Annotated in this window: 14 protein-coding genes and 1 pseudogene; 7 read left to right on the top strand and 8 right to left on the bottom strand. The window is 41.8% G+C overall.

The genetic code is table 11. From position 1 onward, the window contains the following. Positions 1-10: 10 nt before the first annotated feature. The 8 genes from CS921_RS03510 to CS921_RS03475 form a co-directional block, all read right to left on the bottom strand. Positions 11-919, bottom strand: a complete 909-nt coding sequence (locus tag CS921_RS03510; RefSeq protein WP_205527758.1) for an ROK family protein — start codon at positions 917-919, stop codon at positions 11-13. Between the two features lie 31 nt (positions 920-950). Beyond that, on the bottom strand, positions 951-1,928 hold the full coding sequence (locus CS921_RS03505) for a sugar phosphate isomerase/epimerase family protein (RefSeq protein WP_099221671.1): 978 nt from the start codon (positions 1,926-1,928) through the stop codon (positions 951-953). Then, the gene (locus CS921_RS03500) at positions 1,928-2,380 is read right to left on the bottom strand and encodes a C-glycoside deglycosidase beta subunit domain-containing protein (RefSeq protein ID WP_099221670.1); all 453 of its coding nucleotides are present in this window, start codon (positions 2,378-2,380) and stop codon (positions 1,928-1,930) included. The genes CS921_RS03505 and CS921_RS03500 overlap by 1 nt, the downstream gene beginning before the upstream one ends. 364 nt (positions 2,381-2,744) lie before the next feature. Next, positions 2,745-3,362, bottom strand: coding sequence for an RNA-binding cell elongation regulator Jag/EloR (jag, locus tag CS921_RS03495; protein ID WP_099221669.1), 618 nt, complete (start codon positions 3,360-3,362; stop codon positions 2,745-2,747). Then, complete coding sequence (gene yidC, locus CS921_RS03490) at positions 3,359-4,222, bottom strand: membrane protein insertase YidC (RefSeq protein ID WP_099221668.1); 864 nt, start codon at positions 4,220-4,222, stop codon at positions 3,359-3,361. The genes jag and yidC overlap by 4 nt, the downstream gene beginning before the upstream one ends. A 39-nt stretch (positions 4,223-4,261) precedes the next feature. Then, positions 4,262-4,624, bottom strand: coding sequence for a ribonuclease P protein component (gene rnpA, locus CS921_RS03485; protein ID WP_099221667.1), 363 nt, complete (start codon positions 4,622-4,624; stop codon positions 4,262-4,264). 113 nt (positions 4,625-4,737) lie between these two features. Further along, positions 4,738-4,872 carry a 50S ribosomal protein L34 gene (rpmH, locus tag CS921_RS03480; protein WP_003756795.1) on the bottom strand — a complete coding sequence of 45 codons (135 nt, stop codon included), beginning with the start codon at positions 4,870-4,872 and terminating at the stop codon, positions 4,738-4,740. A gap of 166 nt (positions 4,873-5,038) precedes the next feature. Next, entirely contained in the window at positions 5,039-5,509 is a 471-nt protein-coding gene (locus CS921_RS03475) for a hypothetical protein (protein ID WP_099221666.1), read from the bottom strand. A 455-nt stretch (positions 5,510-5,964) separates the two neighbouring features. On the opposite strand from CS921_RS03475, the gene dnaA reads away from it, so the two are divergent. The 7 genes and pseudogenes from dnaA (at position 5,965) to gyrA (ending at position 16,331) form a co-directional block, all read left to right on the top strand. After that, positions 5,965-7,317, top strand: a complete 1,353-nt coding sequence (gene dnaA, locus CS921_RS03470) for a chromosomal replication initiator protein DnaA (RefSeq protein ID WP_099221665.1) — start codon at positions 5,965-5,967, stop codon at positions 7,315-7,317. Between the two features lie 193 nt (positions 7,318-7,510). Further along, positions 7,511-8,656, top strand: coding sequence for a DNA polymerase III subunit beta (gene dnaN, locus CS921_RS03465; RefSeq protein WP_099221664.1), 1,146 nt, complete (start codon positions 7,511-7,513; stop codon positions 8,654-8,656). Between the two features lie 142 nt (positions 8,657-8,798). Next, a pseudogene (locus CS921_RS03460) lies at positions 8,799-10,142 on the top strand (MATE family efflux transporter); the annotation flags it as partial. A gap of 177 nt (positions 10,143-10,319) precedes the next feature. Continuing rightward, positions 10,320-10,538 (top strand): S4 domain-containing protein YaaA, encoded by a 219-nt coding sequence (yaaA, locus tag CS921_RS03455; protein WP_099221662.1) that lies wholly within the window; start codon positions 10,320-10,322, stop codon positions 10,536-10,538. A gap of 18 nt (positions 10,539-10,556) precedes the next feature. Then, positions 10,557-11,672, top strand: coding sequence for a DNA replication/repair protein RecF (gene recF, locus CS921_RS03450; RefSeq protein ID WP_099221661.1), 1,116 nt, complete (start codon positions 10,557-10,559; stop codon positions 11,670-11,672). A 56-nt stretch (positions 11,673-11,728) separates the two neighbouring features. Next, positions 11,729-13,666 (top strand): DNA topoisomerase (ATP-hydrolyzing) subunit B, encoded by a 1,938-nt coding sequence (gyrB, locus tag CS921_RS03445; protein ID WP_099221660.1) that lies wholly within the window; start codon positions 11,729-11,731, stop codon positions 13,664-13,666. A 121-nt stretch (positions 13,667-13,787) separates the two neighbouring features. Continuing rightward, on the top strand, positions 13,788-16,331 hold the full coding sequence (gene gyrA, locus CS921_RS03440) for a DNA gyrase subunit A (RefSeq protein WP_099221659.1): 2,544 nt from the start codon (positions 13,788-13,790) through the stop codon (positions 16,329-16,331). Positions 16,332-16,342 lie beyond the last annotated feature (11 nt).

Here is a 16,342-nt window from a genome sequence, read left to right as displayed (position 1 = left end):
GAGGCTTTTTTCAAATGTGCAGATAGACAGCACCCAACAAGCCCGCATCGTTTCCCAGCTTCGCCTGCCTTAATAAAAATTTCTCGCGCAGCTGCGGAAAAACATACTGGTTGATGCGCTGCTGTAATGGCAGCAAAAGCAAGTCTCCCGCTTCCGCCAAGCCGCCACCGATCACAACTTCTTCCGGATCTAACGTATTCAAAAGCCCTGCAATCGCCTGGGCCAAATAATCTACCGTAATGTCGACCGCCTGTCTTGCCGCCCCATTCCCTGCTTTCAACCATTCAAAAATCTGCTTTGCTGTAAAATCAAGCTCCGTATGTTGCAGCTGTCGCATCGTTTTCACCAGCCCATTTGCCGAAGCAAAAGTTTCCAGACAGTTGACATTTCCACAGCCACACACCCGCGTGTCCGCCGAATAAACCGGCAAATGCCCAATTTCCCCACCAGCCGAGTGCGCCCCATTGACAATCTTCCCATCAACAATGATCCCGCCGCCAACACCCGTGCCAAGTGTAATAAACACCAAATCCCGCTTACCAACAGCACTGCCAACCCAAATCTCTCCAAGAGCCGCCGCATTGGCATCATTCACCAGCATCACTGGCACATCAAGCTCCTTTTCCAGAATTTGCTTGAGCGGTAAATTTTCCCAACCGAGATTGACAGCCCGCAGAATCGTTCCACCATCCTTTGAAACCGGTCCCGGAACGCCAATACCCACACCAGCTATCTCGTGCTCAACAAAACTGTCCCCCAGCTGATCACGAATCGTCGTCACAATTTCAGCCGGAATATAGCGCCCGTTCCCCTCAATATTCGTAGCGATCTGCCACCTCTGCAAAATCGTTCCGGAACCGTCTACCAATGCCATTTTGATCGTTGTTCCACCAATATCAATGCCAATATATTTTTTCAATATGATTCTCATCCTTTTAAAGCTTGAAAAATCACTGCAAGCTCTCTAAAATTTTCTTTTCCATCAGTAAGTGCCGTTTTGTCATCTCCACCGCATCGTAAAAATTATGCCCCTCAAACTCAGACATAATGTAACCATCAAAAGTAGAATCCGCAATAATCGGCAAAATTTGCTCGTAAGGAATGCTGGCTTCCGTAAGATCCTCCCCCACATAGTGAAATTTCCCATGAAAATGCACGCAATATGGCAAAATCTTTTTAAGCCCCGCCAAATCAGGATTTTTATAAAATGTTACAAACCCGTACATATTTTCAAAAGCAGTCAACACTTCCGGCCCAGCACCAGCTTCAATAAGAATCTGACGTGCTTCATCGCGCGGCACATCCTGGTAGCGCAAATCTGCCGCCTTTTCCAACAATTTAACAGGTGCCCCCTGCCCAACAGCCAAGTCCCAAAAAGGTTTATTAGGTTTGGTAGCAAACGAACCAAAATCCGGCACAAATCCCACATAAGCCGAGCCGGTTCTTTCAAAAGCCTCCAAATATTCCTGCATAATTGGCGTTGTCGGCGTTTCAGGATTGTGGATCTCGATGCCCACTTTGATGCCATATTCCTCCGCATAAGGTGCCAATTTTTCCATCGCATTCGGTGAAAGTAGATATTGCGCACGCATGACCTTGCATCCCAGCTTGTTCGCCGTTTTCAAATCCAAAATCGCTCTCTGCAAAGTCTCCTGCTCCGTCAAATCGCGATTTTTCAACATGCCCCGGTCGGTATTCGCCCCATAACAAATAGGCTCCAACCCATACTCACGAGCAGCCGCCGATAACTCGCCTAAAAAACGATCATCGACATACGGATACCCCTTAACCATTTGTGCCCCAACGATTTCAAATCCTTTCGCCCCAATCTCAGCGGCCGTTTTCAGACAATCAAATACATCAAATTTTCCTTCTGCATATTCCTTTGTAAAGCAGTATAGCGTTATTCCCAGCTTCAAATTGCTCATTATTCACCTCTCCCTTCATGAATACACAAAGATTTTTCACCGCACGAATCGAGCGGCACATACTGATGATCTTCTTCTGAACCCGGCACAGGCAAATAAGGTACCCGTAAAAATAACTCTAACTTGATATGATGCTCGCCCTCAGCCAATCCGCCTTGTTTCATCACTTTAATTTTTGCCGGCGCAAGCAGCTCCCAAAATTCCGCATTCAAATCCCCCAGCTGATCAACAAAAAATTCCTTATGATTCAGCCCCAAGGTAATCCGATCATTTGAAATCACTTCCCCATCTACCACTAGCGAGAAAGAATCGACACAAGACAGAAACAATCCTCGATAATAACTCAACCGAATATCAAATTCATACCCCGTCTTATGCCCATTCACATAGCTATTTTTCAGCGAACCCTCCACAATTACATCAACAAAATTAATCCTCATGGAAAAACTCATCCTGTTCCCTCCTCAAATAATAAAATTTCTTACATAACACATATTCAAAGTAAAAATTTCAAAACAGTCTCACCTCAAAATACATCACAGCCCATTTTCAGCAAGCAACAGCCATCCTTTCAAAAAACTGCCCCTCTCCAAAACAGCGCTTACAATGCCCGATTGCATTCACTTCCCTCCATGACTCCTCCCTATCTTAGCAAGCAGCCCCTTTGCCGACTGCTTTTATTTTAATGGAAACAGGTAAAATTTCTTATCCCGCCATTTCTAGGCACAAAAAAAGAAGATAAAAATCCTTCACTAATTTTTATCTTCCAAACAAAAAAACTGACCACCTACTAACAGGCAGCCAGTTTTTCACTATTTATTTAGCAGATTTGATCACCACATACCGGTAAGGATCGCGTCCCTCCGAATGTGTTTCAATTCTTTCATTTTCACTCAGAATCGCATGGATAATTTTACGTTCAAAAGAAGGCATTGGCTCCAAATGAACCGGACGACGCGTTTTGATCGCCTTATCCGCCATTTTTTTAGCAAGATTAGAAAGAGTTTCAAAGCGGCGTTCCCGGTAATCTCCCACATTCACAATGATATTACGGTACTGTTCACTGCCCTTGTTCGCAATCAGCTGTGTCAAATATTGGAGCGCGTTCAGTGTTTGACCATGTTTGCCAATCAAAAGCCCCAAATTATTACCTGTTATTTGCAAGTGAACATCTTTACCGTCTTCTTTCATGTCAATCGAGATCTGAGCACCCATTTTTGTCGACACATCCAGTAGATACGCGACTGCATTTTGAATACCGTCTTCTTTTTCAATAACCTTAACCATGGCCAAGCGGGAACCAATACCAAAAATACCTTTTTTCCCTTCGTCCATGATCTCCACTTCAACTTTATCACGTGTGGTATCTAATTCGCGAAGTGCATTTTCAATAGCTTCTTCAACAGTTTGACCTTGTGCAGTTATATCTCTCACTTTCTCTTCTTACCTCCTTTTTTCGATGCTTTCATATTTGATGCTTTTTTCTTAAGACGTGCCTCCTCAACAATCGCTTCCTCAGCGGCTGCTTGTTCACGTCTCGCTTTAAATGGATTATTGAACACCAAAGTTTGTCCGATTGTAAATAAGTTACCGACGATCCAGTATAAAGCCAGCGCACTCGGCATTGTTAACGCCATAATGAAAATCATAACCGGCATCACATAAATAATCGCCGCCATTGATTTGTTTTGCTGAGTTTGCCCCATCATGGATACTTTTGAAGATAAGAATGTCGTAATCGCAGCAATTATCGGCAAAATGTAGAACGGATCTGGATTACCAAGCGTCATCCATAAGAAATGACCTGTAAAGATATCCTGCGTCCGATAAATCGCCTGATAGAATCCCATCAAAATAGGCATTTGAATAATGAGCGGTAAACAGCCCATCATCGGGTTAACACTATTCTCCTGATAGAGACGCATTGTTTCCTGTTGTAATTTCTGTTTCGTTTCATTATCCTTGGAAGAATATTTTGCCTGAAGTTCTTTCATCTTCGGCTGTAGCTTTGTCATAGCTTTTTGACTCTTGATCTGTTTAACAGACAACGGCAAAATAAGCAGTCGAACTAAAATCGTTACGATAATAATACCCAGTGCATAGTCGCCACCGAATAAATTTGCAAACCAAGTGATCACCCACGAAAGCGGATAAACAATATAATGGCTCCAAATTCCTGGCGAATCAGCTGTCACCGGATCAGTCGAATAGCCGCACCCTGTTAGAATTGCCATCAGTGCAACGATCAATCCAGCAATCAAGATCTTTTTCTTGAATTGTTTCCTTTTTTTCAAATGATGTAACCTCCAATTCCGCCTGTTTGTAATTTCCACTCATTTTGAAGTGTTTTTCGATTTTCGCTTTAACACACGAGCGATCTTAAGTACATGCACCAAACTCTTCTTAATTTCATGAAAATCCATATTGGCCGCCGGTTTTCTGGCGATAATAATATAGTCATTTCCCTGCGTCAATTCTTCTTCCAGCTCATGAAAAGCCTGTCTAATACAACGCTTAATACGATTTCGGCAGACAGCGTTTCCAATTTTCTTACTGACAGAAAGACCGATACGAAAATGATCGTTATCCCCTCTTTTAAAGGTATAAATAACAAACTGACGATTCGCAACCGATTTTCCCTTTCTAAAAACGCGCTGAAAATCATCATTTTTTTTGATTCGATATTCTTTTTTCATTATAGTCCTCATCTTCCGCTCATAATCTAGTGGGTTTTCAGGGGGGAAAGTAGCTATTCCCCCTAAAATACTACCATTTAAACAAAAAAAACCACTGAGTCTTTTTCAGTGGTCTACGCAGATAATACTTTTCTTCCTTTACGACGGCGTGATGCTAGTACTCTGCGGCCGTTTTTAGAACTCATACGAGAACGGAAACCATGTACTTTTTTTCTTTTACGCTTGCTTGGTTGATATGTTCTTTTCATTGTTACACCTCCCATAAAAGGGTCCAATCGAATAAAATCTATTAGACAGTCTTAGATATTGTACGTAAAATTACGGTATTTGTCAATAGAATTCCTATACTTAATAAGAAACTCCGCTCATAATCATACCATATTTTGAAGAGGAGAAAAACCTTTTTTCAAAAATTTATTGAGATAAATATAAGTATTTTTGTTTCGTCGTTTTAGGAACAGGTATATCCCGCCCGGAAATTCTCACCAACTGCTCTGCAAATTGACCAATTTTCTGATATTCATGCGGAAACTCAAATTCCAATTTTTGGTCGATTAAAAAATTATCTATATAATAGCTGATTCTCGGTTTAAATTCCAATAGATCCTCAATAAAGCGAACCACCTTCGTGAATTTTGGTATTTCAGACTCCTCTTCCAAATCCGTAAAATGAAAAAACATTGCATACACATGATTTTCCTTCACACTCTTTGCAAAAATTTCTTCTTTCATATGACTTTTAAAAAAGACGGTAAAATCACGCAGTACAGCCGGCCCTCTTTTATCAAAAATCAGCAAATAACCGAAAACATCCTCAACATCCCCATTTTGAATGACTCGATAAAATTCTAAATCTCTCGTATTAATCAATCGCTGAAATCTCATTGCTCTACACCATCCCCGTTAGACTACATATATTTTATCACAGTCATTCTAGTAAAGGTGTTAATTGCATTTCTACTCCTGTGGATAACTTTTAGCTAACCCGCAAAGTTATTCACAATTACCTGTGAGTTATAAACAAATGGCTGTGGATAATTGATTTTAGGCGTTTCTTTTTATCAACTGGATATTAACAAGTTATTCACATGCTAACCTACTGTGGACAACTTTTTTCCACATCTGGATAAAAATGTTAACAAATTTTGAAAGTCCTTGCTATTAAAGCACTTTTCTGATATTATATTTTCTGTCAAATAGAATATACCTTGGGGAAAAATAAAGTTATCCACAAAACATAATTAGGTTGTGGATATTTTTTTAACACCATTTGGATAAGCTTATCCACTGTTTTTTTACCTGTGGATAACTTATTACGTTTTAAAAAAGGAGGGAGTCTATTGCAGTCCATAGAAGATATTTGGCAGGAAGCCCTTGCAATTGTAAAGAAAAACATGAGCAAGCCAAGTTACGATACTTGGATGAAATCTACGACCGCCCATTCACTTGAAGGAAACACCTTCATTATTTCCGCGCCAAATAATTTTGTACGCGACTGGCTCGAAAAAAGCTATACGCAATTTATTTCCAACATTCTGCAAGAAATAACCGGCACAACTTATGAGATTCGTTTTATAGACGGTGAACAAGAGGACATTGGGTATACACCTCCTACGCCTGAAGCACGAAAAATTCATGATGAAAATGACCCTGAAAATACCAATAATAAATTAAATCCCCGCTACGTATTTGATACATTCGTTATTGGTTCTGGCAATCGTTTTGCCCATGCAGCATCATTAGCAGTCGCCGAAGCACCCGCCAAAGCTTACAACCCGCTATTTATTTATGGTGGTGTCGGCTTAGGGAAAACTCACTTAATGCATGCAGTCGGTCATTACGTGTTACAGCATAAAAAAAATGCCCAAGTCATGTATTTATCAAGTGAAAAATTCACGAATGAGTTTATCAGCTCGATTCGTGACAATAAAACCGAAGAATTTCGCACAAAATATCGGAATGTCGATGTGCTTTTAATTGATGATATCCAATTTTTGGCAGGTAAAGAAGGTACGCAGGAAGAATTTTTCCATACATTTAATGCGCTTTACGATGAAGAAAAACAAATCATCATCTCTAGTGACCGACCACCAAAAGAAATTCCCACACTTGAAGATCGGCTTCGTTCCCGCTTTGAATGGGGACTCATCACAGACATCACACCGCCAGATCTCGAAACCAGAATCGCAATTTTGCGTAAAAAAGCAAAAGCTGACGGGCTTGATATTCCCAATGAAGTCATGCTTTACATCGCCAATCAAATTGATAGCAACATTCGCGAACTGGAAGGTGCCCTGATTCGTGTCGTTGCCTATTCGTCACTCGTCAATAAAGATATTACGGCGGGTCTTGCAGCCGAAGCGCTCAAAGACATCATTCCAAATTCAAAATCAACCGTGATTACCATTAAAGATATTCAGGAAGCAGTTGGCGAATATTTCCATATCCGTCTAGAAGATTTCAAAGCAAAAAAACGAACGAAAAGTATTGCTTTTCCACGTCAAATTGCCATGTACATGTCTCGCGAATTAACGGATGCTTCTCTTCCGAAAATCGGCGATGAATTTGGCGGACGTGATCATACAACTGTTATCCATGCCCATGAAAAAATCAGTCAAATGGTCAAAAACGATCAAGTTTTAAAAAATGATATTGCTGAAATCGAAAAAAATCTACGCAAGAGTGGATTATAGATTTCATTCCAATTGTGGGTATTGTGGATAACCGGTACAAACTTATCAACAAGTTATCAACATGTGGAAAACTTTTCTGCTGATGGCTTTCAATCACTTATCCACAAATCCACAACGCCTATTACTATTATTACGATTTTTAACTTACTTACTTATATGTTTTTGAAAAAAATAAAGATACTGGAGGATACTCATGAAATTTGTAATTCAACGCGACCGTTTAGTGCAAGCAGTCAATGAAGTGACACGCGCCATTTCATCCAGAACAACAATTCCAATTCTTACGGGGATCAAGATTGTTGTAAATGATGAAGGGGTAACCTTAACCGGTAGTGACTCCGATATTTCTATCGAGGCATTTATCCCTTTGATTGAAAATGATGAAGTCTTAGTAGAAGTAGAATCTTTTGGCGGTATTGTTTTACAATCCAAATACTTTGGAGACATCGTTCGTCGTTTACCTGATGAAAATGTTGAAATCGAAGTAACAACCAATAATCAAACCAATATCCGTTCAGGACAAGCCTTTTTCACATTAAATGGTCTGGATGTAATGGAATATCCTAAACTTCCAGAAGTCTCTGATGGGAAGAAAATTCTAATTCCAATCAATGTGCTTAAAAATATCATTCGCCAAACGGTTTTCGCTGTTTCAGCTATTGAAGTTCGCCCTGTTTTAACTGGTGTCAACTGGATCATCAAAAACAACGTCCTTACTGCAGTAGCAACAGACAGTCACCGTCTTGCATTACGGGAAATCCCGCTTGAATCAGAAGTTGGCGAAGAATACAATATCGTTATTCCAGGAAAAAGCCTATCTGAATTGAACAAAATTCTTGATGAAGCGACAGAATCCATTGAAATGGTGCTTGCCAGCAATCAAATTCTGTTCAAATTAAAAGATTTGCTGTTCTATTCCCGCTTACTGGAAGGCAGCTACCCAGATACATCCCGTCTGATTCCAACAGATACGAAATCGGAACTCGTAATCAATGCTAAATCTTTCCTACAAGCCATTGATCGTGCTTCCCTACTGGCACGGGAGAATCGTAATAATGTCATCAAACTTACGACACTTGATAATGGCCAAGTGGAGGTTTCCTCTAACTCACCGGAAATTGGGAATGTCTCTGAAAAACTGTTCAGCCAAAGCTTTACAGGTGAAGATCTAAAAATTTCATTCAACGGTAAATATATGATGGATGCCCTGCGTGCATTTGAAGGCGATGATATTCAAATTTCCTTCGCGGGTACAATGCGGCCATTCGTATTGCGGCCACGAGATGCAGCTGCTCCAAATGAGATTCTACAGCTGATCACACCTGTTCGTACTTACTAATCACAAAGCGAAGATCCGCTATTTTAGCGGGTCTTTTTTGCTTGAATATAGAGGGGGAAGCTGTTACAGTACAGCAGGTTGTGAAATTTCACAATCACAATTTATACGTTATGTATAATTATGCAAAAAGAGAGGTGCAAGACACTTGATGAAAGATATGACAACTGGGAATCCGACAAAAACGATTTTTTATTTTGCGATGCCCATGTTGATCGGCAACTTATTTCAACAGTTTTATACGATGATTGACGCGATGATCGTGGGGAAATTTGTCAGCGTTGACGCATTAGCAGCTGTTGGGGCCACCAATTCAATCAATTTTTTTATGGTATCTCTGATAATCGGACTGATGAGTGGGATTTCAGTTGTAGTTTCACAATATTTTGGGTTTAAAGATTTTGATCGATTGAAAGAAGTCATTTCTACAGCAACCTATGCAGTTGTCATTGCAGCAGTGGTGTTTACAATATTGGGGCTGCTTCTTGCCAAGCCACTCCTCATACTGCTTAGAACACCACAAGAGATTATGGATGATTCCTACATATTTCTTTCCACGCTGTTCATCGGTATCCTGCCAATGGCGCTCTACAATGGGATCGCTGCAATTCTTCGGGCGCTTGGAAATTCAATTACACCGCTTTTATTTTTGATTTTTTCATCTGTTGTCAATATTGCGTTGGATTTTCTTTTTGTTGTAGCTTGGGGAGGCGGCGTGCGCGGTGCGGCTTTAGCGACCGTCTGTTCACAGCTTTTTGCAGCTATTGCCTGTATCTATTATGCTTATCGACATGTGCCGTTTATGCGGATTGAATTAAAAAAATTCAAGCTCTATCCGCCACTTTTGAAAGAAATGATTCGGATTGGCCTTCCATCCGGCCTTCAAGGTTCGTTTATATCGATCGGCAATATGGCCATTCAAAGTCTGATCAATGGCTTTGGCCCTTCTGTTGTCGCGGCCTATACAGCTGCAAGCAGAATTGACTCCCTTACTTATCAGCCGGGAATCGCATTTGGTGCAGCCAGTTCGATGTTTGCCGGTCAAAATGTCGGCGCTGGAAAAATCGACCGCGTGCGCAAAGGCTTTTGGTCAGGACTTAAAGTTGTCACGGCAGTTAGTATTGTCATGACGATTCTGGTTCAGCTGTTTTCCAAGCAATTTTTATTATTATTCGTAGATGCAAGTGAAACAGAAGTCTTGCAAATCGGCGTAGGCTATCTGCATATCGTGTCGTTCTTCTATGTGGTCGTCGGCGTCCTTTTCGTTGTCCGTGAAACGCTTCGTGGGACTGGGGATGCCTTAGTGCCACTTCTGATGGGGATTTTTGAGTTAGTTTCCCGTTTGGTGATTGGTTTTGCTTTATCGATGGTCATGGGCTATGCCGGATTATGGTGGGCTACACCCGTCGCATGGGTAACAGCTGCCGCACTTGGTGTGTGGCGTTACAAATCAGGCGCTTGGCGTAAAAAAGCAGTCATTACAAAATAGGTATTTTTTAAAATAACGTCTGAGAAGGCGTTATTTTAATTTTTGGTTAAAAATAGTATCCCCCCATTATTTTGACGAAAAAAGCGAATAACGCGGATATATGAAAATATTCTTTGTATTATTAGAGAAACTTTAGTAAAATAGAAGGTAGTGATAAAAAAGAATGGGTGTGACATTTTGGCTGAAGTAGTAAAAATTGATCGTGAATTCATAACACTTGGGCAGCTTTTACAAATGACAGATGTTGTACAAAGCGGCGGCATGGCAAAAGCCTTTTTAAGCGAGCATCCGATTTATATCAATGGCGAGCAGGATAATCGCCGTGGACGTAAACTGAGAAATGGAGATGTCGTTTTAATTCCCGGAAAAGGAAAAGTTAAAATCGAACTATCCTGATTGTGAGGATCTGAAAAAATGTTGTTAGAAAATCTGGTTTTGCGTCATTTTCGTAATTATGAGGAACTTTCTCTCGATTTCGATCCGCACGTCAATGTTTTTCTCGGTGAAAATGCGCAAGGAAAAACAAACCTCCTAGAAGCTATCCTGATGCTGGCGCTTGCCAAGTCGCACCGAACGACGAATGATAAAGATTTTATTCAGTGGGAAAATGAAGCGGCCAAAATCGAAGGACGAATTTTGAAAAATAATCAATCGGTCCCTCTCGAACTAAGCATCACCACTAAAGGGAAAAAGGCAAAAGTGAATCATCTCGAGCAAAAGAAATTGAGTCAATATGTCGGGCATTTGAATGTCGTGATGTTTGCACCGGAAGATCTTTCGCTCGTCAAAGGAGCACCAGGCGTCAGACGTCGATTTATCAATATGGAAATCGGTCAAATGCAGCCGGTGTATTTACATGATCTTAGCCAATATCAGCGCATTCTGCATCAGCGAAATCAGTATTTAAAGATGGCGCAGCTCAAGAAAAAATATGATCCTGTCATGCTTTCAATTTTGACGGAGCAGTTTGCAGAGGTAGCCATCAAGCTGACAGAACGAAGAAAAGGCTTTATCGAAAGACTTGAAAGTTATGCAGCACCAATTCATCAGGAGATTACACGCGGACTCGAAACTTTGAAGCTAGCGTATAAGCCTTCTGTTATTTTGACAGATGGTTTGGAGCGGCAAAAGCAGCAGGAAGAACTACTGGAAAAAATGGAATCAATCCGGCAGAGAGAAATCGACCGTGGGGTAACGCTGATTGGACCGCATCGGGATGATTCTCTATTTTATATTAATGGGCAAAATGTTCAGGTGTTTGGTTCACAGGGACAGCAGCGAACGACCGCCCTCTCAGTCAAATTGGCTGAAATTGATTTGATCCATGAAGAAACGGGCGAATATCCGTTGCTTCTTCTGGATGATGTTCTAAGCGAGCTGGATGATTACCGGCAATCCCATCTTCTAGGTGCGATTCAGGGAAAGGTTCAAACTTTTGTTACAACGACGAATGTCAGCGGGATCGACCATGAAACACTTAATCGGGCAACAACTTTTCAAGTAGAACAAGGTACGGTTAAAAAATCCTAGTAATTTTTAGGTTGATATATTTTTTATGAAAAAAGGAAAGTGCGGTGGATAAATACATGTCAGAAGAAAATATTACGAATGTACAGGCAAATGCTTCCGACTATGATGAAAGCAATATTCAGGTCCTTGAAGGCCTTGAAGCGGTTCGGAAACGGCCGGGTATGTACATTGGTTCGACGAGTCAACGCGGCCTGCACCATCTAGTTTGGGAAATAGTAGATAATGCGATCGACGAAGCTCTTGCCGGCTTTTGTACAGAAATCGAAATTGTCATCGAAAAAGATAATAGTATTACAGTAACGGATAATGGGCGTGGTATTCCAACCGGTATCAATGAAAAAATCGGACGTCCAACAGTCGAAGTTATTTTTACCGTTCTACATGCCGGTGGTAAATTTGGCGGCGGTGGATACAAAGTTTCAGGTGGTTTGCACGGTGTGGGGGCCTCGGTTGTCAACGCCCTTTCCACAGAGCTTGAAGTCTATGTACATCGTGAAGGCAAGAAATATTATCAACGTTTTAAACGCGGGAATGTAGAGATGGATATGGAAGAACAAGGCGAAACGGATTTCCGTGGAACGATTGTTCATTTCACTCCAGACCCTCAAATTTTCACCGAAACAACAGCGTTTGATTATGAAACTCTGCGGACACGGACACGTGAACTGGCTTTCCTAAACCGCGGTTTGCAAATTTCCATTGAAGATAAACGCGAAGATCATAAGGTACGCCAAGATTACCACTATGAAGGCGGAATCAAGTCCTATGTAGAGCATTTGAACCGCTCTAAAGAATTGATTCATGATGAACCAATCTACATTGAGGGCGAACGTGATGGAATCATGGTAGAAGTGTCGATGCAATATAACACCGGCTTCTCCAGCAACATCATTTCCTTTGCAAATAATATCCATACCTATGAAGGCGGGACGCATGAATCGGGCTTTAAGACGGCACTGACACGTGTGATTAATGATTATGCGCGCCGTAACAAGCTCTTTAAAGATAGTGACGATAATTTGAGCGGTGAAGATGTTCGTGAAGGCTTGACAGCGATCATTTCAGTGAAGCATCCAGATCCGCAATTTGAAGGTCAGACGAAAACCAAGCTTGGAAATTCAGAAGCTCGCTCAATCACAGATAAGCTATTCTCAGAGGCTTTGAATAAGTTTATGATGGAGAACCCTGACGTTAGTAAAAAAATCGTCGAGAAGGGTGTCACAGCGGCTCGTGCGCGACTTGCAGCTAAACGTGCCCGTGAAGTTGCACGTAAGAAGAGCGGATTGGAAATTTCCAGCTTGCCAGGCAAACTAGCTGACTGTTCTTCTCGTAATCCTGAAATCAGCGAACTTTACATCGTTGAGGGTGATTCGGCCGGCGGTTCTGCCAAACAAGGTCGTGACCGTCTTTTCCAAGCTATCCTGCCAATTCGTGGTAAGATTTTGAACGTCGAAAAAGCGCGTTTGGATAGAATTCTAGCCAATGAAGAAATCCGGACAATCTTTACGGCAATGGGGACAGGTTTTGGCGGCGATTTTGATGTTGCGAAAGCACGCTACCACAAACTGATTATCATGACCGATGCCGATGTCGATGGTGCGCACATTCGTACCCTTCTGTTGACGCTGTTCTATCGTTATATGCGTCCGCTTGTTGATGCTGGCTACGTCTACATTGCACAGCCGCCGCTTTATCAAATCAAGCACGGCAAACAGGTTGAATATGTATATAGTGATGCACAGCTTGAAGCTTATCTGTCACAGCTAGATGGTGAGAAGTATTCGATTCAACGTTATAAAGGTTTGGGTGAAATGAATCCTGAACAATTGTGGGATACGACAATGAATCCCGAAAATCGTACCCTGCTTCAAGTAAGTATCAGCGACGCAATTGATGCCGATGAAACCTTTGAAATGTTAATGGGTGATCGTGTTGAGCCGCGCCGTAAATTCATTGAAGATAATGCCCAGTACGTGAAAAATCTTGATATTTAATCAATTATTACCCGGGAAATAATCGTATGATGCTGCAGATATATTTTGTGCAGCATCCCCTACATAACGGGAACTTTGAGATTGAACGTCTCAAAAATCGGAAAGGGAGGTTTCGCTGAAAATGGCAGAAACACCAAATCAAAGAATTACAGAAGTTAATTTAAACAAGGAAATGCGCGATTCATTCTTGGATTATGCGATGAGCGTTATTGTAGCGCGTGCACTTCCAGATGTTCGTGATGGCCTTAAACCAGTTCACCGTCGTATTCTTTATGCGATGAACGATTTGGGGATGACTTCCGATAAAGCCTATAAAAAATCGGCACGTATTGTCGGTGAAGTTATTGGTAAATATCACCCGCATGGTGACAGTGCAGTTTACTACACAATGGTTCGGATGGCACAAGATTTCAGCTACCGGTACATGCTTGTAGATGGACACGGTAACTTTGGGTCGGTCGATGGAGACCAAGCGGCTGCCATGCGTTATACGGAAGCCAGAATGTCGAAAATCTCGATGGAACTACTGCGTGACATCAATAAAGATACGATCGACTATGTGGACAACTATGATGGTTCGGAAAAAGAACCGGCCATCCTGCCAGCACGTTTCCCAAACCTGCTTGTTAATGGTTCATCAGGGATTGCCGTTGGTATGGCAACCAATATTCCTACACACAATCTCGGTGAAATCATTGATGGCGTATTGGCATTAACACATAATCCTGAAATCACGATTCGTGAACTAATGGAATACATTCCAGGACCAGACTTCCCTACTGCTGGGATGATCATGGGAAGAAGCGGAATTCGCCGTGCTTATGAAACAGGTCGCGGTTCAATCACTGTACGTGCACGTGTTGATATTGAAGAAAAGAAAAATGGTAAAGAAACAATCATCATTACTGAACTTCCTTATCAGGTAAACAAGGCACGTCTTATCGAACGGATTGCCGAACTGGCGCGTGAAAAGAAAATTGACGGCATTACTGATTTGAACGATGAATCTGACCGTTCCGGTATGCGTATCGTGATAGAAGTTCGTCGTGATATCAGTGCAAGTGTCATCGTCAATAATCTTTACAAAATGACCGCATTGCAAACGACTTTCGGTATCAATATGCTGGCACTGGTCGGCAGCCATCCAAAAGTGTTGAACTTGAAGGAAATCCTTTACTACTACTTGGAACATCAAAAAGTTGTTATTCGCCGCCGGACAGAATTTGAATTGCGCAAAGCAGAAGCACGCGCACATATTTTGGAAGGTTTGCGGATTGCACTAGATAATATTGATGCAGTCATCGCCCTTATCCGCGGTTCTAAAACGACGGATATGGCTAAAGAAGGCTTGATGACGCAGTTCCAGCTTTCGGAAAAACAAGCTCAAGCTATTCTCGATATGCGTCTCCAACGTTTGACAGGTTTGGAACGCGAAAAAATCGAAGAAGAATATCAAAATCTAATGGCCTTGATTACAGATTTGAAAGCAATTTTGGCTGATGGTGAACGTATTCTGCAAATCATTCGTGAAGAATTAGAAGAAATCAAAGATAAATTTTCTGACAAACGTCGTACAGAGATTTTGACAGGTGATTTAGTCAGCATTGAAGATGAAGATTTGATTGCACAAGAAGAAGTCGTCATCACTTTGACGAAAAAAGGTTACATCAAACGTCTTCCACTTTCAACCTATCGTGCTCAAAATCGTGGTGGTCGAGGCGTTCAAGGGATGTCCACGCATGAAGACGACTTTGTTGAACATCTGATTGCGACCAGCACGCATGATACCCTACTGTTCTTTACCAACACAGGGAAAGTTTACCGGGCGAAAGGCTATGAAATTCCAGAATACGGTCGGACTGCCAAAGGGATTCCAATCATCAACCTGCTGGGCATTGAAAGTCAGGAACAGATTAATGCGGTTATCAATCTGAGCGAATTCAAAGATGATAATTATCTGTTCTTTACGACAAAACATGGTGTGGTGAAACGTACGTCGCTCGCACAATTTGCGAATATCCGTCAAAGCGGTTTGCGTGCAGTTGATCTTCGTGAAAATGATGAATTGATGTCGGTACAGCTGACAGACGGCTCGAAAAAAATCATCATTGCCACAAAACATGGTCAGTCGATCTACTTCAAGGAAGAAGATATTCGTGTGATGGGTCGTACGGCGGCCGGAGTGCGCGGTATACGGCTTCGTGAAGAAGATGAGGTAATTGGTATGGAAGTGCTCGAAGATGACGAGAAAGTGCTTGTAGTGACCGAGAAAGGCTATGGTAAACAAACCTCGGCCGATCAATATCCATTACGCGGTCGTGGCGGTATGGGTGTCAAAACCGTTTCAATCACTGCTAAGAATGGCGATCTCGTTGGTATGAAAACAGTCAAAGGCGATGAAGATATCATGCTGATGACAATTAGCGGCGTCTTGATTCGCTTTGAAGTTGAAACAGTCTCACAAACAGGCCGGAGCGCAATGGGTGTCAAATTGATCCGCCTTGATGAAGACGAAAAAGTTGCGACTGTCGCCACCGTTCCAAAAGAAGACGAGGAACAAGAGCTGGCTGAGGAGCAAGAAGCAAACAAAGACGATCAAATTTTAGAAACACAGGTACCGGATGAAAGCTTTGAAGAAGGTCCGGGCGAAGATGATGTTGAATAAAAACTGAGTAA

Source organism: Listeria costaricensis (assembly GCF_900183385.1).
Classification (GTDB): domain Bacteria; phylum Bacillota; class Bacilli; order Lactobacillales; family Listeriaceae; genus Listeria; species Listeria costaricensis.
The sequence above is the reverse complement of the archived record's forward strand: the minus strand, read 5'-3'. Positions and strand labels throughout refer to the sequence as shown.

Bases quoted from the DNA above. Each gene is read 5' to 3' on its own strand.
- CS921_RS03505 (WP_099221671.1), bottom strand. From the start codon at position 1,928: ATGAGCAATTTGAAGCTGGGAATAACGCTATACTGCTTTACAAAGGAA.
- CS921_RS03500 (WP_099221670.1), bottom strand. From the start codon at position 2,380: ATGAGTTTTTCCATGAGGATTAATTTTGTTGATGTAATTGTGGAGGGT.
- rnpA (WP_099221667.1), bottom strand. From the start codon at position 4,624: ATGAAAAAAGAATATCGAATCAAAAAAAATGATGATTTTCAGCGCGTT.
- rpmH (WP_003756795.1), bottom strand. From the start codon at position 4,872: ATGAAAAGAACATATCAACCAAGCAAGCGTAAAAGAAAAAAAGTACAT.
- CS921_RS03475 (WP_099221666.1), bottom strand. From the start codon at position 5,509: ATGAGATTTCAGCGATTGATTAATACGAGAGATTTAGAATTTTATCGA.
- dnaN (WP_099221664.1), top strand. From the start codon at position 7,511: ATGAAATTTGTAATTCAACGCGACCGTTTAGTGCAAGCAGTCAATGAA.
- recF (WP_099221661.1), top strand. From the start codon at position 10,557: ATGTTGTTAGAAAATCTGGTTTTGCGTCATTTTCGTAATTATGAGGAA.
- gyrB (WP_099221660.1), top strand. From the start codon at position 11,729: ATGTCAGAAGAAAATATTACGAATGTACAGGCAAATGCTTCCGACTAT.
- gyrA (WP_099221659.1), top strand. From the start codon at position 13,788: ATGGCAGAAACACCAAATCAAAGAATTACAGAAGTTAATTTAAACAAG.